Origin of the sequence: Gallibacterium genomosp. 2 (assembly GCF_000771895.1) — a bacterium.
In the GTDB taxonomy this organism is placed as follows: domain Bacteria; phylum Pseudomonadota; class Gammaproteobacteria; order Enterobacterales; family Pasteurellaceae; genus Gallibacterium.
Map to the genome: position 1 here is coordinate 1 of NZ_JPXY01000013.1, position 14,134 is coordinate 14,134.

A 14,134-nucleotide genomic window follows, 5' to 3' on the forward strand; every position below is an offset into this window, starting at 1 on the left:
TGAAAGGAGCTAACAACCTCAATAAAGTGGCAACGGTTGGCGATTTACAAGCCCTTGCTCAAGCTGGATTGGATTTTAATGGAAATAATACTTCTACTATTATTCACCGTCCACTTGGTACGAAATTAGAGATTGTAGGCGATAACCCAGAGACTGATTTTACAAGTGCGGTCGGAAATATCAATGTTTTTGGCGACCAAAAGAATAACAAACTAGTGATTCAGTTAAGCAAGGTGCTGACGAATATCACGAGTATCGGCGGTGGCTTTAAAGATTCGGTAACAGATAAAACATCAACAAAACCTAAAGATCAAAAGGCACAATTAACCTTTAAGGATGATGATCTTGCATTAAATAATAAAACCTTATCTGGTGTAAAAAGTGCGATTAAACCTGCAACAGAAACACAAGGTAAAACAATGTTAGATCACCTTAAAGAAGCGGAAAAAGATAAAGGTTCTAGTGTTGTGAATGTGGAAGATCTTGCAGGGGTTACCGCTGCGTTAGAAACTAAATTAGAAACTGAATTGACTAATAAAGGCTTATCTTTTGGTGGCGACAGTGGTGAGAAGGTTTCTCGCAAATTAGGTGAGAAACTGAACGTGAAAGGTGGGGTAGCTGAACCAACGAAACTAACCGATAAGAATATTGGTGTGGTTACTGATCCTGATAACAATGCGTTAATAGTGAAATTGGCGAAAGAGATTTCAAATATTTCTTCTATTACAACAGAAACGAAAGATGGGCAAAGTGCTACCTTTAATTCTGCGGGAATGACAATTACAGGCTCTGATGACAAAGCAGGACAAAGTGCGAGCTATGGTTTAGGCGGCACAACGCTTACGAATGGAGAAAATAAAGCGGAACTTAAGCCAGAATCTCTGACCTTTAGTGATGCGACAAATCCTAACGGTGCTAAGTCTTCACTGAGTAAAGATAGTTTGAGTTTTACTAAAAAAGACGGCTCAGACGGTATCAGTGTAAATGGTGAAAAAGGCACTATTTCAAACTTGGCTGATCGCACTCTAGTGGGACAAGACGGTAATGGCCCATTGAGCAGTAATTATGGTACAGGCAATAACCGTAATAATGCAGCTACAGAAGGAGCATTAAAAGATCTTGCAGATAAATTGGGTGTAAGCACACCGAATACTTTACCAATTGATAGTGCTACTGGTCCAAGCGGTGCTGATGGTTTAAATGGAAAATCTGTTTTGGATAAAATCCAAGCCTTGCGAGATGGAGCTGCTGGAAACCTAGTTTATACTGATTCTGAGGGCAAGCGTTTAGTAAAAGGTTCTGATGGCAAATATTATGTTGCTGAAAAAGTGGGTGATAAAGTACAAGGACCTAATGGTGAATGGTATCCAGAGGGAACAACATTTAAAGAGGGCAAGCCTATTGACAAAGATGGTTCTCAAGTTGCCGCTTTGGCTGATGCGGATACACCAAAAGAAGTGGCTAAAGATAGCATTGTTTCAACAGCAGTGAATCCAGATGGTAGCACAGCAAACCCAATTCAAATGGGGAATGTGAAAAGTGGCTTAGGGTTGGATAAAACAGCGGAACCGATTACAGCTAAAAAAGCGAAAGAAGCGATTGCAGGAGCGGATGGGAAAACTGGTTTATTAACCAAATCTGGAGCAGGCTTAAACAAAGTGGCAACCGTTGGCGATTTACAAGCACTTGCTCAAGCTGGATTGGACTTTGTGGGTAACAATGAAGAAAATGTTCATCGCCCATTAGGTAAGCAACTTAAAGTGGTAGGTGATGGCGTTGATGCAGCTAAAGCAAAAGACTTTAAAAGTGCAACAGGCAATATTAATGTGAAAAGTAATGACCAAGAGAATAGCTTAACAGTGCAGTTAGCTAAAGATCTGAAAAACCTAACATCATCTGAATTTAAAGATGCAGAGGAAAATACAACCACTGTAAATGGGGCGGGAATCACTATTACACCTCCAGCAAAAGACGGTGGTAGTGTTGTTTCACTGACTAGTAAGGGTTTAGATAACGGTGGTAATAAGATCACTAACTTGGCAAAAGGTGAGAATGATGGTGATGCTGTGACTATTGAACAGTTAAAAGAACTTACTAAAGCTGTAACGGGAAGTAGTAATATTAATATCGAGAATAAAAAGGTTAATAAAAATAATAAAGGATTCGATGACGGTACCATCTTTGAAGGTGAAACGAGTGATAATGTTCTTGTACTAGATGGTAAACCTGTACTTAAAACCTATAATGTTTCTGAACAGAAAGAGTATTTAACCAACTCGGTATATACTGCAATTAGCAATATGAACGAGCAAGGGATTAAGTTCTTCCATACCAATGATGGCAAAACACAACAGACGAATCAAGCGAGCAATACAGAAGACTCCAGTGCAAGTGGTGCGTATTCGACAGCTATCGGCTATCAATCAAGTGCTGAAGGAGAAAATTCTTTGGCAATAGGTAGTGGTTCTGTAGTTAAAGGGAAAAACAGTATTGTTATTGGTTCTGAAGGCAGTGTTCACGGTAGTGATAGCATTAGTGTCGGAACAGGGAATGAGGTTTTCGGGAATAACTCGGGTGCTTTCGGTGACCCAAGTATCATTAATGCAAAAAGCAGTTACTTAGTTGGTAATAACAGTACGCTGGGCGCAGGAGATGATTTGACAAAATTAGTTGAAGAACGGAAAGCATTAACTCGCCCTACTCGTCCAAGAAAATTGGAAGCGAAAGGTGCAACGGAATCTGATCAAGATTATCAAAACAGAGTTAATGCTTATTTAGAAAAAATGGCGGAATATAACACCGCACTTGCGGATTATATGGAAAAACGCGAAGCAATTAATGAGAAAATCACCGCATTAAGTGAGAAAACCCAAGGTGTTATGGCAATGGGGAATGATATAACTGTTACACAAGGATCAAACGGAGCCTTAGTAATGGGAAGCAACAGTTATGTGAATGTGGTCAATAGTGGGCTTGATACGAACATACAAGGTATTGCCATTGGTAATAACACGCGTGTTGATACGAATGCAAGTAGTGTTGCATTGGGTAGTGGTGCCCACGCTTTACAATCTTTAGAAGCGTTACAAGCTGCCACTGTGTATGCACACGAGCAAGCTGTAGGTAAAGGCAGTGAGGTTATTGGTGAGGTATCTTTCGGTAAAGAGGGAGAATACCGCCGTTTAACTAACGTAGCTGCTGGAGCTGCCGATACTGATGCGGTGAATGTAAGTCAGTTGAAAGGTGTTGCATCAAATATCAATCAACAACTGAATAATCTTTCTCAAAACATCAGTGGCGTTGCGGCTTCTTCCGCTGCAATGGCGAATTTACCTCAAGCCTATCTTCCAGGTAAGAGTATGGTGGCTGTTTCAACAGGTTATCACAAAGGGCAATCTGCTATTGCCTTAGGGGTATCTCGTGTTGCAGATAATGGTAAATTAATCATTAAAGCCAGTGCTAGCCATAATACGCAAAACGACTTTACTGGTGGAATTGGCGTTGGGTATCAGTGGTAAGATAATCTGCCCTCTTATTTTAAGAGGGCGATACTTGAGATTCTCTGAGATTTAATATTCAATAATATTCAAGTTGCAAATAAGGTCTAGATGAAAATCTAGACCTTTAAGTTATTTATAATTCTCTATTTTGAACTTTCTCTTTTTGAAAATTATTTTCAATAACTGAATTCTAAACCTCTTCTCTAAAATCTAGAAAACGTTTAATACCTTTTCCTTTTAGAGAAAATCAGAAGGTTTTATATAAAAAAGATAATGATAATTAAGATTTTAAATAATCAATCACAACCTGATGATGCTCTCCGGTTTTGAACTTATCGAATACTTTTTCAATCTCCCCTTGTTCGTTAATTAAAAAACTGATGCGATGAATGCCATCAAATGTTCTGCCCATAAATTTTTTCGCTCCCCAAACACCGAAAGCCTCTGCGACTTTGTGTTCTGGATCGGATAACAGAGTGAAATTAAGCTCTTTCTTTTGTTCAAATTGTGCCAATTTTGCGGGCAAATCCGGACTGATACCCAACACTTTCACATTCAGCGCCAACCACTGTGCCTGTGTATCACGAATACCGCACGCTTGAGTTGTACATCCCGGTGTTAAGGCTTTCGGATAAAAATAGACTAACACTTTTTGCCCCCGAAATTCGTTTAATGATACCGGTTGAGAGTGTTGATCTAATAAGGTAAATTCCGGTGCTTTTGCACCTGCGGTTAAAGTTTTCATTGATTTTCTCCTTTAAGTTATTTATCAGCCTTCACTTAAACAATGTAGTTAAACCGTTGTAAGCTGTAGCGAGTTTGTTATAGCTCAAATAAATTATAGTGAAAAATAAAAAAATTGCTTGCAATGTAAGGTAATTTTGGCAATCTAGAAAATATTGTTTTTCTACATATTTTATATTACAGCGAACAAACGCTCAGGAGAAATTTATGTCATCACAACCTTTATTTTCAGGCAGTATTGTTGCCCTTGTTACCCCAATGGATAGTGCAGGCGAAGTCAATTATGGACAATTAAAAAAATTGGTTAATTATCATATCGATGCTGGCACTGATGCTATTGTTTCTGTAGGAACCAGTGGTGAATCAGCAACATTAAGTATTGAAGAGAACATTAAAACGATTTTAAAAACACTCGAATTTGCCGATGGTCGCATTCCAGTAATTGCAGGGACTGGCGCAAATGCCACCAGTGAAGCTGTTACAATGACTAAATTATTAAACGGCAGCGGTATAGCTGGTTGTTTAACTGTAGTGCCTTACTACAACAAACCGACACAGGAAGGGATGTATCTTCATTTTAAAACCATTGCTGAATGTACAGACTTACCTCAAATTCTTTACAACGTTCCAGGACGTACTGGTAGCGATTTATTGCCTGAAACAGTTGGTCGTTTATCTAAAATCGATAATATTGTCGGTATTAAAGAGGCAACTGGTGATGTTAGCCGTGTAAAAAAAATCAAACAGCTTGCCGGTGAAGACTTCATTGTATTAAGCGGTGATGATGCGACTTTCTTAGACTCTATGAAAGAGGGCGCAGAAGGTGTTATTTCAGTTACGACTAATGTGGCAGCGGTAGATATGGCAAAAGTTTGCCAACTCGCATTAGCAGGTAAATTTGATGAAGCTGAAAAAATTAATCAATGTTTAATGGCATTGCACCACGATCTGTTTGTTGAATCCAATCCGATTCCGGTGAAATGGGCGTGCTACAAACTCGGCTTAATTGATGAACCGACACTGCGTTTACCGCTCACCGTATTAAGTGAAGCAGCACAGCCGAAAGTGATTAAAGCATTGCAAACTGCCGGTTTATTATAATATTTAGCAACTTAATGGGGTGTTTATGCACCCCATTCTTATTTTTAGGGGAAAATTATGTCTTATCAAGTTGTCGCTTTTGATTTAGACGGAACACTATTAAACAGTAACGGCGAAATTTTGCCCAGCAGTGTTCAAGCCATACAAAAAGCAAAAACACTCGGCAAAAAAGTAGTATTAGTAACCGGTCGACATCATACTGCTGTAAAACCGTACTATCACCAACTTGGCTTAGATACGCCAGTAATTTGTTGTAACGGCACTTATTTATATCAAATGCAAAATGATCAGGTGTTAGCTGCCAATCCTTTAACCGCTACAAAAGCAAAACGCATTTTAGATCTTGCAAATCAATACGGATCTCACGTTCTGCTCTATTCCCGAGATGCAATGAACTTTCAGGTATTTAATCCGCATATGACTAAATTTAAAATGTGGGCAGATAATTGTGATGAGTCGGTTCGTCCAAATGTTTGCCAAGTTTCTGATCTCTATCACTTTATTACCAGTGGTGATATTATTTGGAAGTGTGTCATCAGCGCACCTAATCGGGAAGTGATGTTGCAAGTGGTAGATAAACTACCAGCAGATCAATTCAGTTGTGAGTGGTCGTGGGTTGATCGTGTTGATATTGCTAATGTTGGCAACAGCAAAGGCGGACGTTTATTGGAATTATTACAATCGTGGCAAATCGATCCACAACAGGTAATTGCATTTGGCGATAATCATAATGATACCAGTATGCTATCGAGCGTTGGCTTAGGTGTCGCAATGGGCAATGCTGAACCTGAAGTGAAGCAACAGGCAAAATTGGTCACCCTTAGCAACGATGAAAACGGCATTGCTACCACACTTGAGCAATATCTTTTTAATTAAAAGTGCGAGGAAGATTTCAATTCACAGAATCATAGCTAATGAATTTCTCTGATTTTTGGAAGAGGTTGCATTTTAAGTTTGCGAAAAACCGCTATATTGCGTAACACGTCCGTGGCGGGCAAAACCAAATAAAGTGAGGTTATGTTGCTCCGCCATTTCTACCGCTAACGCCGTCGGTGCGGAAATTGCCACCAGCATTTCAACCCCACAAGCTAAGCATTTTTGCACCATTTCATAGCTGGCACGACTGCTCACAAAAACAAACCCTTGCGGACGCTGATGCGTTGCATACCATCCTAATAATTTATCCAGTGCAACGTGCCGTCCGACATCTTCACGAATTGCCAACAATTCACCTTGCGGATTAAAAAAAGCGGCGGCGTGTGTTGCGCCGGTTGCTTGCGCCAAAGGTTGATGTTGCTCCAGTTGTGTTAAACAACCATCTAGCCGATTTAACTCCAATGTGAACGTTGGCGTAATAGAGGCATAATGACGTTTCACTTGTTGTAACTGCTCCACGCCACAAATACCGCAACCGGTTCTGCCGACTAAATTTCGCCGATATTGCTTTAAATCGACAAATTTGCGCGTGGACAGTTCTATTTGCACTTCAATCCCTGCGCAACTCGGTTCAACATCAATGCCATAAATCTGTTTCGGATCATCAATAATGCCTTCGGTCAAAGAAAAACCAATCGCAAAATCTTCTAAATCTTGGGGTGTGCACATCATCACACTGTGAGAAATGTCGTTATAAACTAAAGCTACCGGCATTTCGACCGCTAACGTTTCCATTTTTTCTTCCGCAATCAAGCTCGGATCACAAAAATTCACTTTTTTTTGATAAAAAACACTTTTCTTATTAATGAACTGCATCACATTTTTCCCAAAATACCTATAATAAGTAGGTGTATCTTTCTAGCGATCGGCATATGCTTGCCGACGTAATCCTCGATATAAACAGACAATTGAACGTTGATTATATTACAAAGAAAGAGTAACCTACACCGCAAAATGTATGGATTACATTTTGATTACAATCTAAAACAAATTTATTAACCACTCTATTACTATCCAACAAGGGGTATCTATGCAGGTCACAAGAAGAAAATTCTTTAAGATCTGTGCAGGTGGAATGGCTGGCACAAGTGCCGCTATGCTCGGGTTCGCGCCGGAAGCGGCGTTGGCTGCTCCTCGTGAGTATAAATTATTACACACGACAGAAACGAGAAATACCTGTACTTACTGTGCTGTTGGCTGTGGAATGCTACTTTATTCCATTGGCGATAAAGCAAAAAATGTTAAAGGCAAATTGTTCCATATCGAAGGCGATCCGGATCATCCTGTAAGCCGTGGGGCGCTTTGTCCGAAAGGTGCCGGTGCCTTAGATTATGTAAACAGCCCGAACCGTTTACAATATCCGGAATATCGTGCGCCGGGTTCTAAAGAATGGAAACGTATTTCTTGGCACGAAGCAATTACTCGTATCGCTCGTTTAATGAAAGATGACCGCGATGCCAACTTTATCGAAACCAATGCAGAGGGTACTCCGGTAAACCGTTGGTTGACCACAGGTATGTTGGCGGCATCGGCAGCGAGTAATGAAACCGGCATTTTGACCCAAAAATGGGCAAGAATGTTGGGTATCCTTTCTGTAGACAACCAAGCGAGTATCTGACACGGACCAACGGTAGCAAGTCTTGCTCCATCATTTGGTCGCGGTGCGATGACCAATCACTGGGTTGATATTAAGAATTCCGATCTCGTTATCGTGATGGGCGGTAATGCCGCTGAGGCACACCCTGTCGGTTTCCGTTGGGCAATCGAAGCGAAGAAAAACAATGGTGCGAAAATTATGGTGGTAGATCCACGTTTCCATCGTACCGCGTCTGTCGCCGATATTTATATGCCGATTCGTTCAGGTACTGATATTGCATTCCTCTCAGGGGTAATCAACTATCTATTAAGCAACGACAAGATCCAGCACGAATATGTTAAACACTATACCAATGCAACTTTCTTAGTAAACGAAGGCTTTGGTTTTGAAGAAGGTCTATTCAGCGGTTACGATCCTGAAAAACGTCAATATGATAAATCCACTTGGTCTTATCAGTTGGATGAAGAAGGTTTCGCTAAACGTGATATGACTATGCAAGATCCGCGTTGTGTTATTAATCTATTGAAGAAACACGTTTCCCGTTATACACCGGAAATGGTTGAACGTATTTGCGGAACAAAACAAAAAGATTTCTTAACTTTCTGTACTGAAATCGCTAAAACAGCCGATCCGGCGAAGGCTGCCACCTTTATGTACGCATTAGGCTGGACTCAACATACTGTCGGTTCACAAAATATTCGTACTATGGCAATGATCCAGTTATTACTCGGTAATATAGGTGTTTCCGGCGGTGGTGTTAATGCATTGCGCGGACACTCAAACGTACAAGGAATTACGGACTTAGGTCTATTTCCACATATGTTACCAGGATATATGGGCTTACCAACCGATAAAGATATTTCTTTAGAAACTTATCTCAATCGCATTACACCGAAACTTTCACAAAAAGGTCAGGTCAATTATTGGGGTAACACACCTAAATTTTTCATTAGTATGTTGAAAACTTTCTTTGGTGACAAAGCAACTGCCGACAATCAATTCGGTTATCACTTCTTGCCGAAGATGGATCAAAAATATGACCACTTCCGTTTCATCGATATGATGTATGCCGGCAAAGTCAACGGTTATCTCTGCCAAGGCTTTAACCCGATTGCTTCATATCCGGATAAAAACAAAGTGATCAGCGCACTCAGCAAACTGAAATTCTTAGTTGTTATGGATCCGTTAGCAACAGATACTTCCGATTTCTGGAAAAATTACGGTGAATATAACGACGTGAAAACCGAAGATATTCAAACCGAAGTCTTCCGTTTACCGACCACCTGTTTCGCTGAAGAAGACGGTTCAATCGCCAACTCAGGTCGTTGGTTACAATGGCACTGGAAAGGTGCTGCCGCACCTGAAGAAGCTAAGCCGGATATTGTTATTCTTTCTGAAATCCGTGAAACAATGTTAGAACTTTATGATAAAGAAGGTGGTCGCGGTATTGAACAACTTCACGCGATGTCGTGGAATTACCTCAATCCGACTGAACCGACAGCCGAAGAATTAGCGAAAGAAAATAACGGTTATGCGCTGGAAGATATTAAAGATCCGAACGGTAATATTTTAGTTAAAAAAGGCGAATTATTACCAAGTTTCGGTTTCTTGCGCGATGACGGTACCACTTCCGCCGGTAACTGGATTTATACCGGTCAATGGACAGAAAAAGGCAATATGATGGCTCGCCGCGACAGCTCTGATCCATCAGGTTTAGGTAACACTTTAGGTTGGGCATTTGCGTGGCCGTTAAACCGCCGTATCATCTATAACCGTGCGTCCGCCGATTTACAAGGTAAACCTTGGAATCCAAAACGCCAATTAGTGAAATGGAACGGTAAAAACTGGAACTACGTCGATGTTGCCGACTTTGGTGCTGCACCGCCGGGAAGCGATGTGACTCCGTTCATTATGCAACCTGAAGGGGTTTCTCGTCTGTTTGCTATCGATAAGATGGCAGAAGGTCCGTTCCCTGAACATTATGAACCGATTGAAACACCGATTGGTACAAACCCATTGCATCCGAACGTGATTTCAAACCCTGTAGCACGTATTTTGGCATCAGATAAGGAATCTTTCGGTTCACACGAAAAATTCCCTTATGTCGGAACAACCTATCGCTTAACCGAACATTTCCACTTCTGGACGAAGAATTCACTATTAAATGTGATTGCACAGCCGGAACAATTTGTGGAAATCAGCGAACAACTTGCTGCCGAAAAAGGCATTAAACACGGCGATAAAGTAAAAGTGACTTCTGTTCGTGGTTATATTAAAGCAGTTGCTGTTGTTACCAAACGTATCCGTCCATTAAACGTTGACGGTAAACCGGTACATACTGTCGGTATTCCGATTCACTGGGGCTTTGTCGGTGTCGGTAAAAAAGGCTTCTTCGCCAATAACTTGACACCTCGTGTCGGTGATGCCAATACGCAAACACCGGAATTCAAAGCGTTTTTAGTTAACATTGAAAAAGTAGCGGAGGCATAAGATGGCAGTTCAAACTCAAGATATTATCCGCGCCTCAGCCACTTCAGCGCTAACACCGGCACCACAAGTGCGTGATCACACGGTAGAGGTGGCAAAATTAATTGACGTAACAACCTGTATCGGTTGTAAAGCGTGCCAAGTCGCTTGTTCCGAATGGAACAATCTACGTGCCGAACCGGGTGAATGTGTCGGTAGTTACGACAACCCGGTTGATTTAGAGCCAAAAGCTTGGACAGTGATGAAATTCAACGAAGTTGAAGAAAATGATCGTCTTGAATGGTTAATCCGTAAAGACGGTTGTATGCACTGTGCTGAACCGGGCTGTTTGAAAGCTTGTCCTTCACCGGGAGCGATCATTCAGTATGCAAACGGTATCGTTGACTATCAATCCGATAAATGTATCGGTTGTGGTTACTGTATTGCCGGTTGTCCGTTTAACGTTCCTCGTATCAATCCGGAAGATAATCGTGCTTATAAATGTACGCTTTGTTCCGATCGTGTCAGTGTCGGTCAGGCTCCGGCTTGTGCGAAAACTTGTCCGACCGGCGCAATCCATTTCGGTAGCAAACAGGAAATGTTGGAATATGCTGAAAAACGCGTAGCGGATCTTAAGAGCCGTGGCTATGAAAATGCCGGTATTTATGATCCTCAAGGTGTTGGCGGTACTCACGTAATGTATGTGCTACACCACGCTGATCGTCCTGAACTCTATTCCGGCTTGCCGAAAGATCCACATATCAGCGAAGTGGTTTCGCTCTGGAAAGGCATTCTTAAACCAATTGCCGGCGTGGCAATGGGTGCATTAGCGGTAGGTGCAGCAGCGCACTATATTGCCGTAGGTCCAAACACTGAAGAGATGGATGAAGAAAAACCGCTTGATCCGCACGAAAATGATGAAAAAGGAGGGAAATAACGATGGTAGATTTAAACAAAAAAGTGTTACGCCATAATACCAAAGAACGTTTAAGTCACTGGCTTGTTGTTTTCTGTTTTTTCACAACAGGATTGTCCGGGCTTTCATTCTTCTTCCAAGACTTCTCTTGGATTGCTGATATTCTTGGTACACCGCAACTGGCAAGAATTGTGCATCCATTTACCGGATTAATTATGATTGCTGCTTTTATGGTGCTGTTTAAAACCTATTGGCGTGACAATTTAATCGAAAAAGGCGACTGGCGTTGGCTGTTAAATGTGGTGGAAGTGTTGAAAGGCAACGAACACCACGTGTCTGATGTCGGTCACTACAATATGGGACAGAAATTACTCTTCTGGACACTCATCGGCGCATTATTGCTGTTGTTAGTTACCGGAGTCATTATGTGGCGACCTTATTTCGCGCCATCATTCCCAATTCCTGTTATCCGTGTTGCGATTTTATTACACGCTTGCAGTGCAATCGCTTTAATCCTCGGCATTATGGTTCATATCTATATGGCGATTTGGGTGAAAGGGTCAATTACCGGAATGCTTGTCGGTACTGTTACTGCACGTTGGGCAAAAAAACACCACCCACGTTGGTTCCGTGAAGAAATCAAACCGATTTTAGAACGAGAAGAACAACAGGAAAAACAATAATATGAGTATTCGTATCCTACCGGAAAGCGAAATCAAACAGGCAGCGGAGGGGCTAAACAGCCCCCCGCTTCTTTTCGCGAATCCTAAAAATTTATATCAACGTCGAGCGAAACGCTTACGTCAATTAGCGGAAAACAGTCCTTTCAAAGATTATTTGCAATTCACCGCAAAAATTGTTGATGTACAGCTAAGATTATTACAGGAACAACCTATCGCAAAAGATCCTCGTTTAGATAAAGAGGTTCTAAGTGCAGAAGTTCTCGCCTCACAGCCGTTACATTTCAAAAACTGGAAACGTGATGCTGTTTGGCAAACGCTACTCACTCATCTACTTGAAGAGTGTAAAAGTTTCGCTGATGGTGTCATTGCCGATACCATCGAAACATTGGAAAAAATGTCTATGCAACAACGTGAACAAATTGCTGATCATCTATTGAACAGTGAATTTGAAGCGGTAAGCAGTGATCAGGCAATTTTTGTGTGGGCAGCTTTAAATCTTTATTGGGTACAATTAGTGCAACAAATTCCACATCACGCTAATGCGGAACTCGGTGAACATCGCCATTTCTGCCCGGTATGCGGTTCAGCACCAATCACCAGTGTGGTTCATTTCGGCACAACACAAGGCTTGCGTTATGTACATTGTGCGTTGTGTGAAAGCGAATGGAATATTGTGCGCAGCAAATGTACAAATTGCGAACAAACTGCACATATCGATTATTGGTCACTTGATAGCGAATATGCGGCGGTCAAAGCGGAAAGCTGCGATGATTGCCACAGCTATTTGAAGGTGTTATATCAAGATAAAGATCCTAATGTTGAACCGGCAGCAGATGACTTGGCAACCTTGTTACTCGACAATGAAATGGAAGAAAAAGGCTATGCCCGTAGCGGCATTAATCCATTGCTCTTTCCAGTCGGTTAAATGCTAAATAAAAAGGCTTTGCCATTGGATTTCATCTTCGCGGCAAAGCCTCTGTTTTCTCAAATTTATTCTGCTAATTCCTTTCTTAATTTTGCTGCCACATAACCACAACTTGCCTTGAGTTTTAAATTTTTCTCAGCAATAAAATGCCGCAACGCTTGAATTAATTTATCGCCTACACCTTGATTACGTAAACTCACATCAACGAAAGTATGATCAGCATTAATCATCGTTTCATTCAGATAAACATAACTCAAAAATGCGACACACTGATGCTGTTTCTCAATAAAAAAACGCCCTTGTTTCCCACTATCCTGATGTTGAATTTCCAACTCCACCTTTTTATTCCCTCGTTTTTAGCTGGTTTAAAATCGAACAAAACAGCACAAATGCCCAATAAAAATTCATTGTTATCAACGACAAATCAGCTCATATATTTAGCCTGATCAATTTCAGTGGTAAATGGGCTCTCTTCGGTCGGGATTTTCTTCTCTTCCGCCGCCCATTCGCCTAAATCAATTAATTGGCAACGCTTACTACAAAACGGACGATAAGGGCTTTTCTCCGACCATTCCACCTCTTTGTGGCAAATCGGGCAAGGAACAGTAAATATCTCTTCTTTTTCACTCACTTTATCTGACATCTTTCACCTCTGTTTGTGCTAATCGTAGATACTTTTGATGCAACTGCTGCACTTCATTTTTTAACGTTTGTAGATTTTCCGGCGTTAACTGCTGTTCATTACTGATAACATCATCCGCCTCTGCTAAACGTTGTTGACGTGACACTTGTGATTGCATAATTTTTCTAATCAATGCTGCTGAATTTTGATCACGTCGGCTTGCCCGTTGCAACTGGGTTTCTTCACTGACATCAACCACTAAAATACGATCACAATAATGCTGCAGATGATTTTCCAACAACAAAGGCACAACCCATAATACATAAGGTGCTGTTTGTTGCTGTAATTGTCGCAACATTTCCTCTCTGATTGCCGGATGTAACAACTGGTTAAGCCACTGTTTCTGCGCTTCGTCATTAAATACTTTTTGCCGCAACGCACTACGATCCAATGCCCCTTCGGCAGTTAATATCTCCGAACCAAAATGTTCCGCAATTTTTGTCAACAGTGGAGAACCTTTTTCCACCACCTGACGAGCCACAATATCGGCATCAATTATCGGCACATTGAGTTCCGTAAACAGATCGGCAATCGTGCTTTTGCCGCAGCCGATACCGCCGGTCAGCCCGACCACATAACTCATT

The 14,134-nt window shown here is 41.3% G+C and carries 12 protein-coding genes; 7 read left to right on the top strand and 5 right to left on the bottom strand.

Translation table 11 applies throughout. From position 1 onward, the window contains the following. On the top strand, window positions 1-3,518 hold a 3,518-nt coding region (locus tag P375_RS02205; protein WP_039133868.1), incomplete at its 5' end, for a YadA-like family protein. Between the two features lie 262 nt (window positions 3,519-3,780). On the opposite strand, the gene bcp is transcribed toward P375_RS02205, so the two are convergent. Beyond that, on the bottom strand, window positions 3,781-4,245 hold the full coding sequence (gene bcp, locus P375_RS02210; protein WP_021461522.1) for a thioredoxin-dependent thiol peroxidase: 465 nt from the start codon (window positions 4,243-4,245) through the stop codon (window positions 3,781-3,783). A gap of 206 nt (window positions 4,246-4,451) precedes the next feature. Between bcp and dapA the strand changes: the two genes are divergently transcribed. Continuing rightward, window positions 4,452-5,345 (top strand): 4-hydroxy-tetrahydrodipicolinate synthase, encoded by an 894-nt coding sequence (gene dapA / locus P375_RS02215; RefSeq protein WP_039133872.1) that lies wholly within the window; start codon window positions 4,452-4,454, stop codon window positions 5,343-5,345. A gap of 57 nt (window positions 5,346-5,402) precedes the next feature. Next, on the top strand, window positions 5,403-6,221 hold the full coding sequence (locus P375_RS02220) for a pyridoxal phosphatase (RefSeq protein WP_039133875.1): 819 nt from the start codon (window positions 5,403-5,405) through the stop codon (window positions 6,219-6,221). Window positions 6,222-6,293: 72 nt separating this feature from the next. Here P375_RS02220 and fdhD read toward each other — a convergent pair whose 3' ends face one another. Continuing rightward, window positions 6,294-7,097, bottom strand: coding sequence for a formate dehydrogenase accessory sulfurtransferase FdhD (fdhD, locus tag P375_RS02225; protein ID WP_039133877.1), 804 nt, complete (start codon window positions 7,095-7,097; stop codon window positions 6,294-6,296). Between the two features lie 214 nt (window positions 7,098-7,311). On the opposite strand from fdhD, the gene fdnG reads away from it, so the two are divergent. The 4 genes from fdnG to fdhE are packed head-to-tail and all read left to right on the top strand — an operon-like array spanning window position 7,312 to window position 12,868. Beyond that, entirely contained in the window at window positions 7,312-10,368 is a 3,057-nt protein-coding gene (gene fdnG, locus P375_RS02235; protein WP_156962327.1) for a formate dehydrogenase-N subunit alpha, read from the top strand. A 1-nt stretch (window position 10,369) separates the two neighbouring features. Beyond that, window positions 10,370-11,281, top strand: a complete 912-nt coding sequence (gene fdxH, locus P375_RS02240; RefSeq protein ID WP_039133886.1) for a formate dehydrogenase subunit beta — start codon at window positions 10,370-10,372, stop codon at window positions 11,279-11,281. Window positions 11,282-11,283: 2 nt separating this feature from the next. Beyond that, a complete protein-coding gene (locus P375_RS02245; protein WP_013746615.1) occupies window positions 11,284-11,943 on the top strand; it encodes a formate dehydrogenase subunit gamma in 660 nt (219 codons plus the stop codon). A gap of 1 nt (window position 11,944) precedes the next feature. Then, entirely contained in the window at window positions 11,945-12,868 is a 924-nt protein-coding gene (gene fdhE / locus P375_RS02250; RefSeq protein ID WP_021461527.1) for a formate dehydrogenase accessory protein FdhE, read from the top strand. 65 nt (window positions 12,869-12,933) lie between these two features. Here the strand turns inward: fdhE and P375_RS02255 are convergent, their stop codons facing one another. The 3 genes from P375_RS02255 to coaE all read right to left on the bottom strand — a co-directional run bounded on the left by P375_RS02255 (window position 12,934) and on the right by coaE (window position 14,133). Beyond that, window positions 12,934-13,206: a GNAT family N-acetyltransferase gene (locus P375_RS02255; protein ID WP_039133889.1), complete on the bottom strand. Its 273-nt coding sequence runs from the start codon at window positions 13,204-13,206 to the stop codon at window positions 12,934-12,936. An 86-nt stretch (window positions 13,207-13,292) separates the two neighbouring features. Next, window positions 13,293-13,511: a DNA gyrase inhibitor YacG gene (gene yacG, locus P375_RS02260; RefSeq protein ID WP_018345915.1), complete on the bottom strand. Its 219-nt coding sequence runs from the start codon at window positions 13,509-13,511 to the stop codon at window positions 13,293-13,295. After that, entirely contained in the window at window positions 13,501-14,133 is a 633-nt protein-coding gene (coaE, locus tag P375_RS02265; protein ID WP_039133892.1) for a dephospho-CoA kinase, read from the bottom strand. Before coaE ends, yacG begins: the two co-directional genes overlap by 11 nt. Between the last annotated feature and the right edge of the window lies 1 nt (window position 14,134).

What these genes read in the sequence shown, in the direction of transcription:
- dapA (WP_039133872.1), top strand. Translation starts at nt 4,452, where the DNA reads ATGTCATCACAACCTTTATTTTCAGGCAGTATTGTTGCCCTTGTTACC.
- fdhD (WP_039133877.1), bottom strand. Translation starts at nt 7,097, where the DNA reads ATGCAGTTCATTAATAAGAAAAGTGTTTTTTATCAAAAAAAAGTGAAT.
- P375_RS02245 (WP_013746615.1), top strand. Translation starts at nt 11,284, where the DNA reads ATGGTAGATTTAAACAAAAAAGTGTTACGCCATAATACCAAAGAACGT.
- coaE (WP_039133892.1), bottom strand. Translation starts at nt 14,133, where the DNA reads ATGAGTTATGTGGTCGGGCTGACCGGCGGTATCGGCTGCGGCAAAAGC.
- fdhE (WP_021461527.1), top strand. Translation starts at nt 11,945, where the DNA reads ATGAGTATTCGTATCCTACCGGAAAGCGAAATCAAACAGGCAGCGGAG.
- yacG (WP_018345915.1), bottom strand. Translation starts at nt 13,511, where the DNA reads ATGTCAGATAAAGTGAGTGAAAAAGAAGAGATATTTACTGTTCCTTGC.
- P375_RS02220 (WP_039133875.1), top strand. Translation starts at nt 5,403, where the DNA reads ATGTCTTATCAAGTTGTCGCTTTTGATTTAGACGGAACACTATTAAAC.
- fdxH (WP_039133886.1), top strand. Translation starts at nt 10,370, where the DNA reads ATGGCAGTTCAAACTCAAGATATTATCCGCGCCTCAGCCACTTCAGCG.
- bcp (WP_021461522.1), bottom strand. Translation starts at nt 4,245, where the DNA reads ATGAAAACTTTAACCGCAGGTGCAAAAGCACCGGAATTTACCTTATTA.